The organism is Klebsiella sp. D5A, assembly GCF_001620885.1.
In the GTDB taxonomy this organism is placed as follows: Bacteria; Pseudomonadota; Gammaproteobacteria; order Enterobacterales; family Enterobacteriaceae; genus Klebsiella; species Klebsiella variicola.
On the sequence record NZ_LOAR01000004.1, the window covers coordinates 163,667 to 181,084 of the forward strand.

Here is a 17,418-nt window from a genome sequence, read left to right on the forward strand (position 1 = left end):
AAAAATATAACTTTAAACAAACTTATGCCGGGCTCAATGGGTATTTGTTGCCTTTGTGTTTAGCCACAAATCGCTAAACCGCTGACAAGTCACAAGGTTATTATTCGGAGGCTAACAGTCAAATGAGAAACATTGTTATTTATCACCTTTTGCCACGGTTATTTTGCCAGAAAAAACGTCCTTCACCTCACGTCTGGCGGAGATGCCGCGGCAAAGCAAGTGATCCCAACCGCAAGCCAGTGTAAAATCGGCACTTATGTAGAACGGGATATCCACACCCCGGAGGAAAAATATGAAGTTTTTGGTCACTGGTGCCGCAGGTTTTATCGGCTTTCATATCGCGCAGCGCCTGCTGAATGAAGGGCATGATGTTGTCGGGATCGACAACATGAACGACTATTATGACGTCAGCCTGAAGCAGGCCCGTCTGGATCGCCTGGCATCTCCGGCATTCCATTTCCAGCAGCTGGATCTGGCCGACCGGGAAGGTATGGCAAAGCTGTTCGCCGCAGAGCAATTTGATCGCGTGATCCACCTGGCCGCCCAGGCCGGTGTGCGTTACTCGCTGGAAAATCCGTATGCCTATGCGGACGCTAACCTGATGGGTTATCTGAATATTCTGGAAGGCTGCCGCCATACCAAAGTGAAACACCTGGTGTACGCCTCCTCCAGCTCGGTTTACGGCCTCAACCGTAAAATGCCGTTCTCCACCGAAGATTCCGTCGATCATCCGGTCTCCCTGTATGCCGCCACCAAGAAAGCCAATGAGCTGATGGCGCATACCTATTCCCATCTGTACAGCATCCCGACCACCGGGCTGCGCTTCTTTACGGTCTATGGCCCCTGGGGCCGCCCGGATATGGCGCTGTTCAAGTTCACGAAAGCGATGCTGGAAGGGAAAAGTATTGACGTCTACAACTACGGCAAAATGAAGCGCGACTTTACCTATATCGACGACATCGTCGAGGCGGTGGTGCGCGTTCAGGATGTGATCCCGCAGGCCAATGCCGACTGGACCGTTGAGAGCGGTTCACCGGCCACCAGTTCCGCGCCGTATCGGGTCTATAACATTGGCAACAGCTCGCCAGTGGAACTGATGGACTACATTACCGCCCTGGAAGAGGCGCTGGGGATGGAAGCGAAGAAGAATATGATGCCGATCCAGCCGGGCGATGTGCTGGACACCAGCGCAGACACCCAACCGCTATATGACCTGGTGGGTTTCAAGCCGCAGACGTCAGTGAAGGAAGGCGTGAAGAACTTCGTCGAGTGGTATAAGGATTACTATCAGATCTAATCCCCTGCCCTGCCGCAATCGTCAGGTTGCGGCAATCTCTTCTATGGAACCTCCGTTATCCTGACTATATGTCGACTGAATGCACATTCATTGTTTTATATATAATGTTTTGTGCTATAGACGGTATTTTTGCCTTTTTTCTCGCCTGCCTGAAACCAGTTTCATCCAGCCTTTTTCAAAAAAGCAAATATCCGCGCGCCAGGCACTCAAACTTTTCTGTTATCCATCCCAATTTGGTGAGTGGAAACAGCATTATATGCTGATTGAGCAAAAACATTACTCTCTGTAGGAATTTTCCTAAATCCAGGATATGTTAGAGCAAGCCATGCAACAGAGCAAAACTGGTGCATTGCTTATCAAACTAATAATTCAATCAACATAAGCCCTGTGGTAGATATTATGGAAAACCTATTTTTCTTAGTGGTGGCTGCCATACTACTTGCTGTTTCCGTTTATTTCTTGATTTCTTATTTAAAAGACAGAAAGAAAACGAAACTGACGTTTAATAAACGCAAGTGGTAAGAACCGCTCCGTATTGCAATTAGATTAAGATAACATTAAGAGATAAAAAAATGATATTACAGAATGAGCGTTCATTCTGCGTTTTGGCGTGGCATTAAGGCAAGAAAAAATAGTGTTAATCGCGCCCTGTTCATCATATTTCCATAGGGCATAAATAACAAAAGCCTGCGTTGCAGGCTTTGTTTTACCTCCCGGCGCTTATCTCCGGCATCTACATCACAGTGACGGTAGCTCTTCACAAGGTAAGTTTAACTTATCGGACCTGTTTTCAACCCGCAACGGCTTTTGAGCAGGATCGTAATGTCCATCACAATTTATTGAGGTTAATCTGAATGCGCGAGAAACACGCGTAGTGAGGGATATAGCGGGGAGATAAAGAAGCATACTGGCGGCAGGGAACCGCCAGTGTCAGACAGGCAGAATTAATCGTTACCAAACAGATCGCGGGTGTATACCTTGTCCGCCACATCCGCCAGCTCTTCCGCCATACGGTTAGAAATGATCACATCCGCCTCTTGTTTGAAGGCATCCAGATCGCGCACGACGCGGGAGTTAAAGAACTCATCTTCCTGCATCACCGGTTCATAGATAATAACCGGAATACCTTTCGCCTTGATGCGCTTCATAATGCCCTGAATAGAAGAGGCACGGAAGTTGTCCGAACCACTCTTCATGATCAGGCGATACACACCCACCACTTTCGGCTTACGGGCGAGAATAGAATCCGCGATAAAGTCTTTACGGGTACGGTTAGCATCCACGATAGCCGCGATGATATTGTTCGGGACCGATTCGTAGTTCGCCAGCAGCTGCTTGGTATCTTTCGGCAGGCAGTAGCCGCCATAGCCAAAGGACGGGTTGTTGTAGTGGTTGCCGATACGCGGATCCAGGCATACCCCTTCGATAATCTGCTTGCTGTTCAGCCCCTGGCTTTCAGCATAGCTGTCGAGCTCATTGAAATAGGCAACACGCAGCGCCAGATAGGTGTTCGCGAACAGTTTGATCGCTTCTGCTTCAGTGGAGTCGGTAAACAGGGTCGGGATATCCTGCTTAATCGCGCCTTCTTTCAGCAGGTCTGCGAAACGCTCGGCACGCGCAGAGCGCTCACCAATGACAATGCGCGACGGGTGCAGGTTGTCGTACAGCGCACGGCCTTCACGCAGGAACTCAGGAGAGAAAATAACATTATCAATCCCTAAACGTTCTTTGATGTCGCGGGTGAACCCCACAGGGATGGTCGATTTAATGATCATCACCGCGTTCGGGTTGATCTCAGTGACATCGCGAATAACCGCTTCCACCGTAGAGGTGTTGAAGTAGTTGGTTTTGGGATCGTAATCGGTCGGCGTCGCAATAATCACGTAGTCGGCATTACGATAGGCGTCGTGCTTGTCCGTGGTGGCACGGAAATTTAACGGTTTTTCTGCCAGATATTCCTGAATCTCTTTATCCACAATCGGAGAGATCTTCTGGTTAAGCATATCCACTTTGGCCTGTACGATATCCAGAGCAACCACTTCGTGGTTTTGCGCAATCAGGACACCGTTCGATAAACCAACATAACCTGTACCGGAAATAGTAATTTTCATTCGATTACACTTTAATCAGTTAACTGGGTAATGGCGGATAGCCACGAATTTAAATAATGCTGTTGGCGGTTTTACGCTGAGAAGGAAGGTAAGTCAAGTCGGTCGGTTGACCCGGCTTGTTAACGAAGAAACATGACGAGTTCCATCTGGAACCCGCCATTTTAGGAAAAAACAACCTAATTATTTATATACTTCTGCAGTGGCAAGAGTATGTGCCTGCAGATCTTTCTCCGACAGCGAGAGCGCGCAATCGCTCAGCGCCGGCCAGTCAATCCCGATCTCCGGATCGTTCCAGATGATGCTCCGTTCTGACTGCGGCGCGTAGTAGTTCGTCGCCTTGTAGACAAACTGCACCGTGTCGCTCAGCGCCATAAACCCGTGGGCGAACCCTTCCGGGATCCACAGCTGACGTTTATTCTCTGCGCTGAGCACTGCTCCTACCCATTTGCCAAAGGTTGGCGATGAACGACGGATATCCACCGCCACGTCAAATACCTCACCTTCCACACAGCGGACCAGTTTGCCCTGGGCGTGCGGATCCAGCTGATAGTGCAACCCACGCAATACGCCTTTCTGGGACTGGGAGTGGTTGTCCTGAACAAAATCCACCTGGCGGCCCACCGCCTCATTAAACACCTTGCTGCTGAAGCTCTCAAAGAAGAAACCTCGCGCATCACCAAACACGCGCGGTTCAAAAATCAGCACGTCAGGAATATCTGTTTTAATAATGTTCATCTTTTACTACCCGTTTATTTGCCCAGAACTTCCGTTACCACGCGAGCCACACCCTGACGCCAGTCCGGGAGAGTCACCCCAAATGCCTGCTGGAATTTTTCATTCGACAGGCGTGAGTTGAGCGGACGCTTCGCTGGCGTCGGATAGGCCGTCGTCGGAATGCCCTTCACTTCCTGGATCGCCAGCTCTGCACCGTGCGCCCTCGCCACCTCAAACACATAGCGGGCGTAGTCGCACCAGCTGGTCTCGCCGCTGGCCACCAGATGATAGGTGCCGGCCAGCGCCGGATTACGCAGCGTTTCACGGATTGCCGTCGCCGTGCAGTCTGCCAGCAGCTCAGCGCCGGTGGGCGCCCCGTGCTGGTCGTCAATGATGGAGAGCGTCTCTTTCTCACCCGCCAGGCGGAGCATGGTTTTGGCAAAGTTGGCGCCGCGGGTGGCATACACCCAGCTGGTACGGAAAATCAGATGACGCGGGTTGCCCTGCTCCAGCGCCAGTTCACCGGCGCGTTTGGTTTCACCGTAGACGTTCAGCGGGCCGGTTGCTTCATCTTCCCGGCGATAATGGCTGCCGGCGCCGTCGAACACATAGTCCGTGGAATAATGCACCATCAGGGCACCCAGCTTCGCCGACTCTGCCGCCAGCACCGCCACCCCTTTGTCGTTCAGCAGGTCGGAGAGCTCCCGCTCGCTTTCGGCCTTGTCCACTGCCGTGTGCGCGGCGGCATTCACCACCACGTCCGGGCGGACGGTACGCACGGTCTGCGCGATGCCTTCCAGATTCGTCAGATCGCCGCACAGCTCTTTATCAAAGTAGTCCACCGCGACCACGTCGCCGAGGGTGGACAGTGAACGCTGGAGCTCCCAGCCCACCTGGCCATTCTTGCCAATCAGTAAAATCTTCATTCTCTGTATCCTGTCGTTGACGGAGAAAGCATTAACGCTCGTTCAGCAGGCGCTTCAGATAAGCACCGTACTCGGTTTTCTTCAGGCGTTCGGCCTGAGCCGCCACCCCTTCCGCCGACAGCCACTGATTGCGGTAACCAATCTCTTCCAGGCAGGCGACCTTCATCCCCTGGCGCTTCTCAATGGTGTGAATAAACTGTGATGCGTCCATCAGGCTATCGTGGGTGCCCGTGTCCAGCCAGGCAAAACCGCGCCCCAGCAGTTCAACATGCAGGTCACCTTGCTCCAGATACATCTGGTTCAGGGTGGTGATCTCAAGTTCCCCGCGCTCAGAAGGCTTCACGTCCTTCGCCATCTCCACCACGTTGTTGTCATAGAAGTAGAGCCCGGTCACCGCCCAGTCGGATTTCGGCTTCAGCGGTTTCTCCTCGATGGACAGTGCCTTAAAGTTCTCGTCGAACTCCACCACCCCGAAGCGCTCCGGATCCAGCACCTGGTAACCAAACACCGTGGCACCGGAGGTCTTCGCCGCTGCCGCTTCCAGCTTTTTACCGAAGCTCTGGCCAAAGTAGATATTATCCCCCAGCACCAGGGCGCAGGCATCGTTGCCGATGAACTTCTCGCCAATGATAAAGGCCTGCGCCAGGCCGTCCGGCGACGGCTGGATAGCGTAGCTGAAGTTCACCCCGAACTGCGACCCGTCACCCAGCAGGCGCTGGAAGGAGGGCATGTCGTCCGGGGTGGAGATGATCAGGATGTCGCGAATCCCCGCCAGCATCAGGACGGACACCGGGTAGAAAATCATCGGCTTGTCGTAGATAGGCAGCAGCTGCTTGGAGACGCCCTGGGTGATCGGATATAAACGCGTGCCGGAGCCGCCGGCCAGAACAATACCTTTCATAAATCTATTCCTTAATCAGTCAGATATCAGTTATTGAGGCCCAGACGCTCGCCGGCATAGGAGCCGTCCAGCACGCGCTGCCACCAGGTCTGGTTGTTCAGATACCAGTGCACGGTTTTTTCAATCCCGCTCTCGAACGTCTCCTGTGGTACCCAGCCCAGATCGCGCTGAATTTTCGCGGCATCAATGGCATAACGTAGGTCATGTCCAGGACGGTCGGTGACAAAAGTGATCAGGTCTGCGAAATGAGTGATGTTACCCGGCTTCTGCGCCACCACCTTGTCGAGAATGGCGCAGATGGTGCGCACCACATCGATATTTTTACGCTCGTTATGACCGCCGATATTGTAGGTCTCGCCGCTCTTGCCTTCGGTCGCCACTTTGTACAGCGCACGGGCATGGTCCTCAACATACAGCCAGTCACGGATCTGCTCCCCGTTGCCATATACCGGCAGCGGTTTACCCGCCAGGGCGTTGAGGATGGTCAGCGGGATTAGTTTCTCCGGGAAGTGATACGGACCATAGTTGTTGGAGCAGTTGGTCACCACCACCGGCAGACCGTAGGTGCGGTTCCAGGCGCGAACCAAATGGTCGCTGCCCGCTTTGGAGGCGGAGTACGGGCTGCTCGGCGCGTACGGGGTTTCTTCGGTGAACAGGTCATCGGTGCCATGCAGATCGCCGTACACCTCATCGGTGGAGATATGATGGAAACGGAAGGCCTGCTTCTGCGCTTCCCCAAGCTCAGACCAGTAGTGACGGGCCGCCTCCAGCAGAGTGAAGGTGCCGATCACGTTGGTCTGGATGAAGGCGGCCGGGCCATCAATGGAGCGATCCACATGACTTTCTGCCGCCAGGTGCATCACGATATCCGGGCGAAACTCGCTGAACTGGGCTGCCACAGCAGCGGCATCGGTGATATCAATCTGGGAAAACGAGTAGCGTTCGCTCCCGGCCACCGGCGCCAGGGATTCAAGGTTGCCGGCATAGGTCAGGCAGTCCATCACGCGGACTTCATCCAGAGTACTTTCAATGATATGACGAACTACAGCAGAGCCGATAAAGCCTGCGCCACCGGTGACAAGAATCTTCATATTTTATTTACCTTTGATTACTCATGCAAAAAGAAAATAATTGCATACATCTCTATATTAAATGTTTGAGATGTAATTTTATGGGGATAATATCGAAGGAACACTTTAAAAACAAATAGCGAAATTCTTAATTTTCCGCTATTTGTCAGAAAGAACTTGATTATATATGTACTTTAACATTAGACCTCCAAAAAATTTCAGGAGGTCTAATAAGATAAATATTAATCTAACCACTCAGTATGGAAAACGCCTTCCTTATCAGTACGCTTATAGGTGTGCGCACCAAAGTAATCACGTTGAGCCTGAATCAGGTTAGCTGGCAGAACTGCGGAACGGTAGCTGTCGTAGTAGGCAATTGCGGCAGAGAACGTCGGTACCGGAATACCATTCTGCACGGCATAAGCCACGACATCACGTAGCGCTTGCTGATAGTCATCAGCGATCTGTTTGAAGTACGGCGCCAGCAGGAGGTTAGCAATGCCAGCGTTTTGCGCATAAGCATCGGTGATCTTCTGCAGGAACTGCGCACGAATGATACAGCCAGCGCGGAAAATCTTAGCGATTTCGCCGTAGTTCAGATCCCAGTTGTATTCATCGGAAGCAGCACGCAGCTGGGAGAAGCCCTGAGCATAGGAAACGATTTTACCGAGGTACAACGCGCGACGCACTTTTTCGATAAATTCCGCTTTATCACCGGCCGGTTGAGCCTGCGGACCACTCAGCACTTTCGATGCGGCTACACGCTGGTCTTTCAGCGAAGAAATATAGCGAGCAAACACGGACTCGGTGATCAGAGACAGAGGTTCGCCAAGATCCAGTGAGCTCTGGCTGGTCCACTTGCCGGTACCTTTGTTTGCAGCTTCATCAAGAATGACATCAACGAGGTACTTACCTTCTTCATCCTTCTTGGTGAAGATATCTTTGGTAATATCGATCAGGTAGCTGCTCAGTTCACCTTCGTTCCATTCGGTGAAGGTTTGCGCCAGCTCTTCGTTGGAAAGTGCCAGACCGCCTTTTAACAGCGCATAGGCTTCAGCAATCAACTGCATGTCACCATACTCGATGCCGTTATGAACCATCTTCACATAATGGCCAGCGCCATCAGCACCGATATAGGTCACACATGGCTCACCGTCTTCAGCAACCGCAGCAATCTGCTTCAGAATCGGAGCGACCAGCTCATAGGCTTCTTTCTGGCCACCAGGCATGATGGAAGGCCCTTTCAGAGCCCCCTCTTCACCACCGGAAACACCGGTACCGATAAAGTTAAAACCTTCGGCAGACAGTTCACGGTTACGGCGGATGGTGTCCTGGAAGAAGGTGTTGCCGCCATCAATGATGATGTCGCCTTTGTCGAGGTAAGGCTTCAGGGAATCGATAGCGCTGTCGGTGCCAGCCCCGGCCTTCACCATCAACAGGATACGACGTGGTGTTTCGAGGGATTCAACAAACTCTTGTACTGTGTAGTAAGGAACCAGTTTCTTGCCTGGGTTTTCGGCAATCACTTCTTCGGTCTTTTCACGGGAGCGGTTGAAAACGGAGACGGTATAACCGCGGCTTTCGATGTTCAGCGCAAGGTTACGCCCCATCACGGCCATACCGACAACCCCGATCTGTTGCTTGGACATTACATACTCCTGTCAGGTGTGGTCACTGCGACATGTTCGCAGCTGAAATGTAAATGTGATGTATATTTTAGCGCAAAGAAAGTAATTAGCATAGCAAAATGAAAATCATCATTTTGAGATAAAGTTGAAATTAAAGCTTTATTTAGAATAAAAGTACGTGCTCAAAGAAAAACTCACATGAAAGTAAACGAACGATAAAAACACCATTATGAATATTTCAGGTTTTTACTGAAACAAAAACAATTCAAAAATAAATTCACTCACACCAAAAAACAGGCAATTTAACTCTGATTTTCCCTTTAAAATCTTGAATGCGAATTTTGGGCTGAAAGGTTATCGCACATTTTGACTGATTAACACTTTGCCAAACACCTATAAAACCAGAGTGTTTTTTTGCATACTTAGCAGTAGAAAATATCTTATTTAAATCAATAACGTCGGAAAAATAGGACTCTACAATATTATTTTTAGCATCTTTGTATTCATCTAAATTAATAACTTTTTTATAGTTCTCATTATATGAATCAATAATAAAAAACATATTGCAATGCTTTGATTTAACGTCAACCAATTCTATAGAGCAACCACCACTCCAAAATGATCCAATAGAACCAGAATGATAAAATGCGCTAATTAAGTCTACGACTGTATCATTTGCATAAGAAATCACTTCAATAATTTGAGCATTGTCATCATCTATATCACCGTAGATAATTTCGACATCGGATGTTTCACTTATAAATATAACATTAGAAGAATCAATGAACTTATTCAGAGCGGATGCGCCCTTTTTTGCATGAGAAATGGGAATAGCACCCAATAAACTACTTTTATATTGTGGTAAAATACAATTTGATCTTAAACCTGTAACCCTAGGCAGTGGATTATTAATTACAATTCTATTATTAATATCGGTTTCATCACTATAACCTGCAAGCGAAATATATGGAGAGTGTTCATAATAATTGATGAAGGTCCAATCGCAGCCATCGAAAATTATATGGCAATTACCTTCTGGTGAAAAGATCAATTGACGCATTGAGTTATAAATTGCACCATTCATGTAAAGCATGACGTCACGGAATTGGATTTTTAAAGGTAATGGGAGTTTTTTGGGACAATAAACTAAATATTGCGGAACGCCTTCTATATGTCCCTTGTCGATAATAAGCCTTGATAGGGCACATGTTTCGTCTATAAAAAAAACATGCTGCCCTGTATAATCTAAAGAACAGTTAATAATATAGTAATTTACTTGAGCAGAGAGACGAAAATGAGCTATGTCATTATTACCGAAGACACAATCATTAAATACTATTTTTTCACCAGCACTAACTGAGTTAACAGCTGAAACTAAAAATCCATATTTGCACATTACAACATTGATTTTATCAAATGTATTAATAAAATTATTATTAGGTGCAAACTCAATTCCATTTTCGAAATACTGAAGGGTAATATCATTAATAAGCAAATCCCTTACAGCAAAACTATGTTTGCGCTGGTTTCCAATATACAAACCAGTTGTTGAATTATGACTTCCAGAACCACTAAATACAAAACGGCCCCCACCTGCATCAAAAGTTTTACATCCTTGAATATCAGTAGGTGACTTATCAAGTGTATTAGTTGAAAAGTCAAGAATATCATTAGTGACTTTTATAGCATAACTAATATTATCTGGAACTGAGATATAAACAAATCCATTTGTTTTCAAACAAAAAAAAGAAGGAAGTACTATTGGTTCATCCAATATGTAATTAGGGTTCGCACGCCCATCAAACTTTGCGGGGATATAAATCGTAGTAACACATTCAAATATAGATTTTCCAGCTTTAACTTTGGCAATTTCACCGAGAATTATTTTATTAATACAACTGCCAAGATTAGACCCATCTGAGAGCAAACCCGCTAGTCTTACATCTACTCCATTAGATACATCAGCTTTCCATCTCAATTTGTCATGGCTGACAAAAACGGAATATCCATCAGACGTACTTACCGTATCGTCTTTATCATAAAAAAGTTGGCTATTTAGTAATGGCCCACTTTTTATTGCATGTTTTAATGTTATTAGCTGCCCATCAATTCTGGGAACAAAACTATAAATATCCTCCAAACAGGAAATCTGATTAGGTAATTCACTCTCATCCTTCTTAACCTCTCTATTTTTAACTTTTTCAGTTAATTCATTCGGAGCAGAGGATACTTTTTTAGAAAATAAAGAAAAAAAAGGAAACAAAGTTAGGTAACCAATACCTCTCATAAGTAGTCTTCTTGATCTATTCATGGATGCCCCTAAATAAATTTATTTAATAGCATTAATAGTATAACCAATTTTACTTACCATGGCATTGGAAACCATAATTAATAAAACGTTAATAACAAAGACTCAATATCGAATATTATTATATATAGCATCTTTTTCATTTGCTAATAGTTCATTGTAACTAGTGTAAAATTGCTTTAAAGGAACTATTAATAGAATCAGAATTACTATTATTTTTTGTTTGAATTCATTAATAACATAAGCCGGCAACAAGCAGAAACAAAGCAAGCCTAAGTAAGAATAGAATCGATTTGACAACTCAATATTAAAAGATAGAAATAAAGATATAGTTAAAACTAGTGAAGTTGATTTTATAAGGAAATTTAGACGAACATAATATTCATCGAGCTTGGCATTCCTTAATCTAAACCATAAAAAAAACATAGTAACATAAATAAATACAGCACCAAACCCATAAATAATCAAAGCTCTATTCGCACCATAGTTCTCCTGAGTATATATATACATTGATACTTTAGCATAAATAAAAGCAGGGAAATATATTAATATAGAGTCTAATATATTTGAAAGAAAAGAATTAAAAAGACTAAAGACCAATGCACTTACCGGAAAAATCAAATATAGAATACCAGCTTTTTTCTTGCCAGAAATAAAAATCATAAACAATGACATAAGAACAGAATAGTGAAACAAAAGACCAATGAAAGTAAATAACAGAAATCTTTTTTTATCATTATTAGTTAGATAATAAAAAGAAAGGAAAATAAAAGCACCAGCAAGTCCTATCCTTATCTGCATCATCTCATGCAAAAAATAAAACCCCCCAAGATAATATAGAAAACTTAATAACGGTGAAGGCGAAGCTTTATATATGCCAAAGAGCTTTATAGATATCGCCAGAAAAGCATATAATATAAAAAAAGTGTTTAAACTACCGCCTAACAATGCGTTGATTTTAGCGATATAAAAAAAACCAATTTCTAAATTAGGTAAATTACTTAAATCGTTATGTGAGATTGAATTGTAAAAATACACATATTGGTAATAATCCCTGTCTATACCAAAAACCCTCAGCCCAGCTGCAACTGAAAGTAAAAAAACACAGGAAAAACCTATTACATAACGTATAATATTATTGTTCATAAACACCCTGATTATTTACTTTTTTTGGCTAAAGCATTCTCTCTTTTTGGTTCTGAAACTCGCCATTGAGTAGCAAATATGTATATGCGATTGATTATCTTAATAATAGTCTGTTTAAATGGACGTTTTTTAGCATGTTGAAAATAATCAAAATAGATTTTATTAATTCTTGGATCATGTATACCTAATGATCTAATATGTACGCCAGCTTTATACGCTGCATATGTAAAAGAGTACTGATCTCTTTTTCCACCCTGTAAATATTCACTCCACCAAATGTCATGCATGAGTATTAATGATTGCTTCATATGATTTCTAAATATTACATTATTTTCGAAAAAATCAACTGATCTATAACCTTCTTTATAATATCGTTGCAGTTGGGATTTTAATTGCCATGCAAAATCAAAACCATACCTAGCGCATTCATAAAACTCTTGTTCAGTCGCATCACGCCACCAATGCTGGTATGATGCAACATCTGATGAAGCTAATATATCCTTCGCTAAATTAGCAATTTCACATTTAATAGAAATATTCCCATCAATCCAAATACTACTTGCATACATAGGAAGCAATTTATGAGGATTAAGCTTACAATACCGAGCAATATCTTTATTATCTAAAGATGATTTTGGTAGACGTATATGCTTCCAAGGAGAAGGGACTTTCCCGCTGAAATCGTAATCGGTAAAACAAATATAGTCAAAACAAGACTCCACACAGCAAACAGGTTGCAAATCGTCATAGCTACCTGTAACTGCGGTATAAACAACTATTTTATCCATTAGACTCACCCTATATAATTAATTTTTCCTAATATGCGCACCAGTAAATAAGCAATAGAAAACAATATATAAAGAATATTGTTGTTTTCTTCTTAAAACAAACCTTTTACAAAAACTTAATAGCAAAGAGGTTAGTTCTTTAAAACGCCCATTTTTATAGAATCTAATTCTAAGACCTAAATCACAACTGCGTTCTTTTTTCCTGAACATTAACGTTTCTTTAGACTCAATATTACTTTCAAGACGAGATAATGAGTGTTCGAACCCGTTGATAATTTTTACCACATTTTTCTTATGAAGATTATGTAATCTGTAACAGAAAGTAGTGTCAACACCATAGAGCATAAATCGCTCATCAAAAACATCACCAAATTCATTTCTTATAGATGATGCTATACCATTCCCAATAACTAATCCACTCCCGATCGTAGTTACGAGTTGACCCGGTAATACTTTTGATAAATTGAAAATAGGTAACATATTTACACAGGGATTAACCAAGGTATCCCCTGAGTAAATTTTGGGCATTCCAACTTCATTTGAGGAAATATGGACAATATCACTTAAATACTCGTCGTTGAGGGTTGAGTCATGGTCAAGGATAATGTACCTAGTTGCAGGAATGTTTAATACATTATTATAAATCATCGCTAATGAAGAGTTATTTAAAGCCTCAACATACTCAAACTGATATCCATGATCTTCAAATTTTTCATGGAAATCATTCAAAGATATAGTATTAGGACCATTGTTCCAAACAATGACTTTCGAGTTTATTACACTATTACACGCTAATAAACTCATCAAGGTAGCGCTGTCTTCAATTTTTTTATTATATAACACGACAAGGATCAAATTATCGACCATTACATTACCTCTCATACCACATCATTGATTCCCATTATATTTACGAATTATGGACAAGCATAATTTTGGGTTTACAACAAAAACCATAATTATATAAACCACGGCTGAAAATATGCTTACGGTAAATAACTTCAAAAGACTATCAATATTCGCAAAATAAGAAACCCTTAAAATTAAATGAGTTATTATGTAAAATAACACGATAGCGCATATTAAAAGAGGATATATTTTCTTAAAAATATCTATCAAATTACCGTTTATACAATACATTACACTTAACATTACTGGGAAAAAATTAATGACGTTAGCAAAGAAATACAATTTTGCAAAAGTGATGATATCAAAATGAGCTCCAATTATAAACGCACCCACTTGGAGAATAGCTCCAATAATGCCTAACTTCATAAGCATATTTGTTTTTGCTTTTGCCATGAAAATAGTGCCTGATGTACTTAGCACAGCTTGAATAATTCCTGTAGGCGCTAGCCATGATAAAATAAAAGCTGTTTGATTCCATTTGTCACCGAAAACTAATTTTACGAAAGGTTCATTTAATGCCATTAAACCAATCATTAAGGGTAAAACAAGCATTAATATATAATACAAGGTATTCAAATATGTTTCTTTTAACTTAACATTATCTTCTTGATATGTACTAAATACAGGGAACAAAGCTCTTGTAATAACAAATGTTAAATTCTGGATCGGAAAAAGCATTACCCTATATGCTAATGAATAAGCCCCCAAAATAGCAGAACTCATATAATGCCCGATAATCATACTATCAGCATTTCTTGAAAAATAATTGATAAAATTAAAAAGAGTTAAATTACCACTAAAACCTAATAAACCTTTGATTTCATCAAAATCAAATATCTTACTTACATTAGGACGCCACTTGGACTTATACCATAATTGAAAAGTCGACATGCATGCTAATGTTATCGCTTGAATAACAAGACTATACACTCCCCAATTCATATACGCCAACGTAATTGCCAAAATTACTGCAGTAGCAGATGATGTTATTTCAATAAAAGCTATAGACCTAAATTTCGAATCTCGCTCAAGAAGGGCTAAATGTGATGATGATGAACTTGCTAAAGGAAAACTTATTGCTAGAAGACATAATACTGTTATTAATTTTTCTTGATGGAAAAGAAATGATATAAATGGAGATAAGATAACAATTATGACTCCGATCCCCACGCCCATACTCACATTTAGCCAAAAAATAGCATTGATAGTTCGGTTCGACAAATCCTTACGTTGAATAATTGCGGCAGACGTACCTAGGTCTCTTACTAACGTTGCAAAATTTGTAACAACAAGAGCCATTGCCATTAGGCCATACTCACTCGGAGGGATCAATCTAGCTAATACAACGATGTTTAATAGTTGTACGCCAATTTTGAATAGTTGAGAAACCGCAACCCATTTTGTGTTAGATAAAATCCCCATAACCCCTCAATGAATATAATTATAATAATTTAAGTCATTAACATTTATAGTTTTTAATGAAAGATATAAATGCGCGACAACTAAATTGTGTATTGCCAATCAATGCATCTTAATGAACATATCTAAAACACCAAATACAATGATTTTTATAATGATTGGCCTTAATAATGAATTCACTAAATATAGATGATGATTTTATAGTGGGCTCTTTTTATTAAATCTACCCACACCATTAATCCATCCTTTGACGGATGCTTTGATAGTTTTGCTTTTTTGTTTACTTAAGACTAAGCCAATACATGTCCTTATCAAATTAAATACAAACACACGAATTTTATAACCTGCTGGAACATACCCAAGCCTTGTCATATATACCCCATTACGATATATATAGAACTTCCTAAAATCCGAATGTAAAGAAATCTTTCTACCAAATACATCAATTCTGAGGTCGCCAATTGAATGTTTCATAGTTTCATAAGGATTTATAAAACATTTATATCCTTTAGAGCTAGCTCGCAGACACCACTCTACATCAACAAAGTCAATGAAAAAATCATCTAACATTAAACCAACATCTTTTAAAACTTCTGTTCGCATCAATGAGCCTGATGCAATAACAAATGTCGCTTCTACAGGTTCATCAACTACAGGAATTTTTTTAATAAATGGTCCTTTATAAACAGTAGCAGGATATTCATATCCACTATCCTTATCATAAAACTTTGGACCAACAGCAGAAACTTTAATACCTTTACTTAATAATAAAGATTCACACTTAAGTTGGTTAGCAACGAAATCAACAGAAATTTCACTATCTTGATCAAATATTACAATGTGAGTGCTGTAATTAAAAGCTTCCCTTATACCTATATTTTGTGCGGAAGCCAATCCTATATTTTTATCTAGTTTAATAAATTTAAACTCTTTGTTAATTTTTTCTATTGCTGAAACATTTTGTGAAAAATTATCGACCACAATTATGTTACTTATTTGTTCTTCAAGCCCTTCAATTAATGTCGTAAGGACATCAACATCTGGATTATAAGTAACAATAATTGCTGATACAGTTTTATTTTCCATTACTACCTCGACCTTCTTTATAATCAAACTCATTCATATACAAAGAAAAATATTGTAATTTCATTTTTTCGATAAGAAATGTATCTTCAACAAATTTTATACAAGCGCGTCTCTTTGAGTTCCAGAAAGTCTTATCTTTTATAGAAATAAAACTTGCAACAGCTTTGATATTAGAGAAATCAAGCAATATGCCAGTATTATTATTATCGACAACTTCCGGCAAAGAACTACAGTTATTGGCTAATACAGGTAAACCATATGATTGCGCCTCAACTGCAACTAATCCAAATGATTCCCATCTACTTGGCATAACTAAAAAATCAGCTTCTTTAAAGAAAACCTTTAATTGACGATGATTTAACCAACCATGATATTTTACATTTTCCTTGGTCAAGATAATCGCTTCACCAGTAACAGAGTCCCCTATTATATCAAACTCAAATTTGTTGACGTCCAATATCTTAATTAACTCAAGTAAAATATCATATCCTTTTTGATAATCAAAGCGACCAAGAAATAAAACTTTTATTTTCCCTGCATTTTCACTTAATGGATAATCTTCTTTTAAATTTTCATCATCTTTAATTGGTACGTTAACTCCATTATAGATTACCTTCAACTTACCTTTATTAATCCCATATAATATGGCTGTGTCCATCTCATATTGACTAGTGCATACAATATAGTCAGTAACTTTAGTTAATATTTTTTCTATGATTGAATATATTTTTTTCCTAGATTCTGAAACGTTCATCAAAAATGAAAATGCATGTGGAGTATAAACAATAGTCACATCACTTTTTTTCAATATATGAATGAGATATAAAAATCTAACAATCATCCCCGAAAAAGTACTGTGTAGATGAATCACGTCTGGCTTATTCTTCTTTATTAGCTTAAAACTTTCCAATGCCAGCTTAAAAAGAGAAATTACATTCCTTCCAGTTCGGTTAAATAAATATTTCTTTCCCGTTAATATCATTTCACACTGCGTATCAGGTACTAATACACTGCTTTCGATAGAATCCATTTCCATGAGAGAATTAATAATAGTCCCTACACCGCCCTTCGCTGTTTCAGCAATGTGCAATACTTTCATCTGCTAAGACTTCCTTTTG

Annotated in this window: 15 protein-coding genes; 2 read left to right on the forward strand and 13 right to left on the reverse strand. The window is 41.6% G+C overall.

All coding sequences use genetic code 11. The annotated features are described in order from the left end of the window. The first annotated feature begins 292 nt into the window (after positions 1–292). On the forward strand, positions 293–1,297 hold the full coding sequence (locus AS136_RS06740) for an NAD-dependent epimerase (RefSeq protein WP_008804104.1): 1,005 nt from the start codon (positions 293–295) through the stop codon (positions 1,295–1,297). Between the two features lie 399 nt (positions 1,298–1,696). Beyond that, entirely contained in the window at positions 1,697–1,819 is a 123-nt protein-coding gene (locus AS136_RS28120) for a small membrane protein (RefSeq protein ID WP_004144151.1), read from the forward strand. A 422-nt stretch (positions 1,820–2,241) separates the two neighbouring features. Here the strand turns inward: AS136_RS28120 and ugd are convergent, their stop codons facing one another. The 13 genes from ugd to AS136_RS06790 form a co-directional block, all read right to left on the reverse strand. Continuing rightward, positions 2,242–3,408, reverse strand: a complete 1,167-nt coding sequence (ugd, locus tag AS136_RS06745) for a UDP-glucose 6-dehydrogenase (protein WP_000704907.1) — start codon at positions 3,406–3,408, stop codon at positions 2,242–2,244. Positions 3,409–3,588: 180 nt separating this feature from the next. Next, entirely contained in the window at positions 3,589–4,143 is a 555-nt protein-coding gene (gene rfbC, locus AS136_RS06750; protein ID WP_023297948.1) for a dTDP-4-dehydrorhamnose 3,5-epimerase, read from the reverse strand. A gap of 14 nt (positions 4,144–4,157) precedes the next feature. Next, complete coding sequence (rfbD, locus tag AS136_RS06755) at positions 4,158–5,048, reverse strand: dTDP-4-dehydrorhamnose reductase (protein WP_004206787.1); 891 nt, start codon at positions 5,046–5,048, stop codon at positions 4,158–4,160. A 31-nt stretch (positions 5,049–5,079) separates the two neighbouring features. Continuing rightward, positions 5,080–5,949, reverse strand: coding sequence for a glucose-1-phosphate thymidylyltransferase RfbA (gene rfbA, locus AS136_RS06760; RefSeq protein WP_032735999.1), 870 nt, complete (start codon positions 5,947–5,949; stop codon positions 5,080–5,082). Positions 5,950–5,975: 26 nt separating this feature from the next. Beyond that, entirely contained in the window at positions 5,976–7,040 is a 1,065-nt protein-coding gene (rfbB, locus tag AS136_RS06765; RefSeq protein WP_063266716.1) for a dTDP-glucose 4,6-dehydratase, read from the reverse strand. Between the two features lie 221 nt (positions 7,041–7,261). Further along, positions 7,262–8,668, reverse strand: a complete 1,407-nt coding sequence (gndA, locus tag AS136_RS06770) for an NADP-dependent phosphogluconate dehydrogenase (RefSeq protein ID WP_000043542.1) — start codon at positions 8,666–8,668, stop codon at positions 7,262–7,264. A 256-nt stretch (positions 8,669–8,924) separates the two neighbouring features. Continuing rightward, positions 8,925–10,934 carry a hypothetical protein gene (locus AS136_RS28125; protein WP_124063978.1) on the reverse strand — a complete coding sequence of 670 codons (2,010 nt, stop codon included), beginning with the start codon at positions 10,932–10,934 and terminating at the stop codon, positions 8,925–8,927. 126 nt (positions 10,935–11,060) lie between these two features. After that, positions 11,061–12,101 carry an EpsG family protein gene (locus tag AS136_RS06780; protein ID WP_050484436.1) on the reverse strand — a complete coding sequence of 347 codons (1,041 nt, stop codon included), beginning with the start codon at positions 12,099–12,101 and terminating at the stop codon, positions 11,061–11,063. Between the two features lie 11 nt (positions 12,102–12,112). Beyond that, the gene (locus AS136_RS26450) at positions 12,113–12,889 is read right to left on the reverse strand and encodes a glycosyltransferase domain-containing protein (RefSeq protein ID WP_072001791.1); all 777 of its coding nucleotides are present in this window, start codon (positions 12,887–12,889) and stop codon (positions 12,113–12,115) included. A gap of 18 nt (positions 12,890–12,907) precedes the next feature. Then, the gene (locus AS136_RS26455; RefSeq protein ID WP_227502248.1) at positions 12,908–13,756 is read right to left on the reverse strand and encodes a glycosyltransferase family 2 protein; all 849 of its coding nucleotides are present in this window, start codon (positions 13,754–13,756) and stop codon (positions 12,908–12,910) included. Between the two features lie 21 nt (positions 13,757–13,777). After that, positions 13,778–15,217, reverse strand: coding sequence for an MOP flippase family protein (locus tag AS136_RS06785; RefSeq protein ID WP_063266718.1), 1,440 nt, complete (start codon positions 15,215–15,217; stop codon positions 13,778–13,780). A gap of 195 nt (positions 15,218–15,412) precedes the next feature. Then, positions 15,413–16,300 (reverse strand): glycosyltransferase family 2 protein, encoded by an 888-nt coding sequence (locus tag AS136_RS26460; RefSeq protein ID WP_074158339.1) that lies wholly within the window; start codon positions 16,298–16,300, stop codon positions 15,413–15,415. Further along, on the reverse strand, positions 16,290–17,399 hold the full coding sequence (locus AS136_RS06790; protein ID WP_063266719.1) for a glycosyltransferase: 1,110 nt from the start codon (positions 17,397–17,399) through the stop codon (positions 16,290–16,292). The genes AS136_RS26460 and AS136_RS06790 overlap by 11 nt, the downstream gene beginning before the upstream one ends. Positions 17,400–17,418 lie beyond the last annotated feature (19 nt).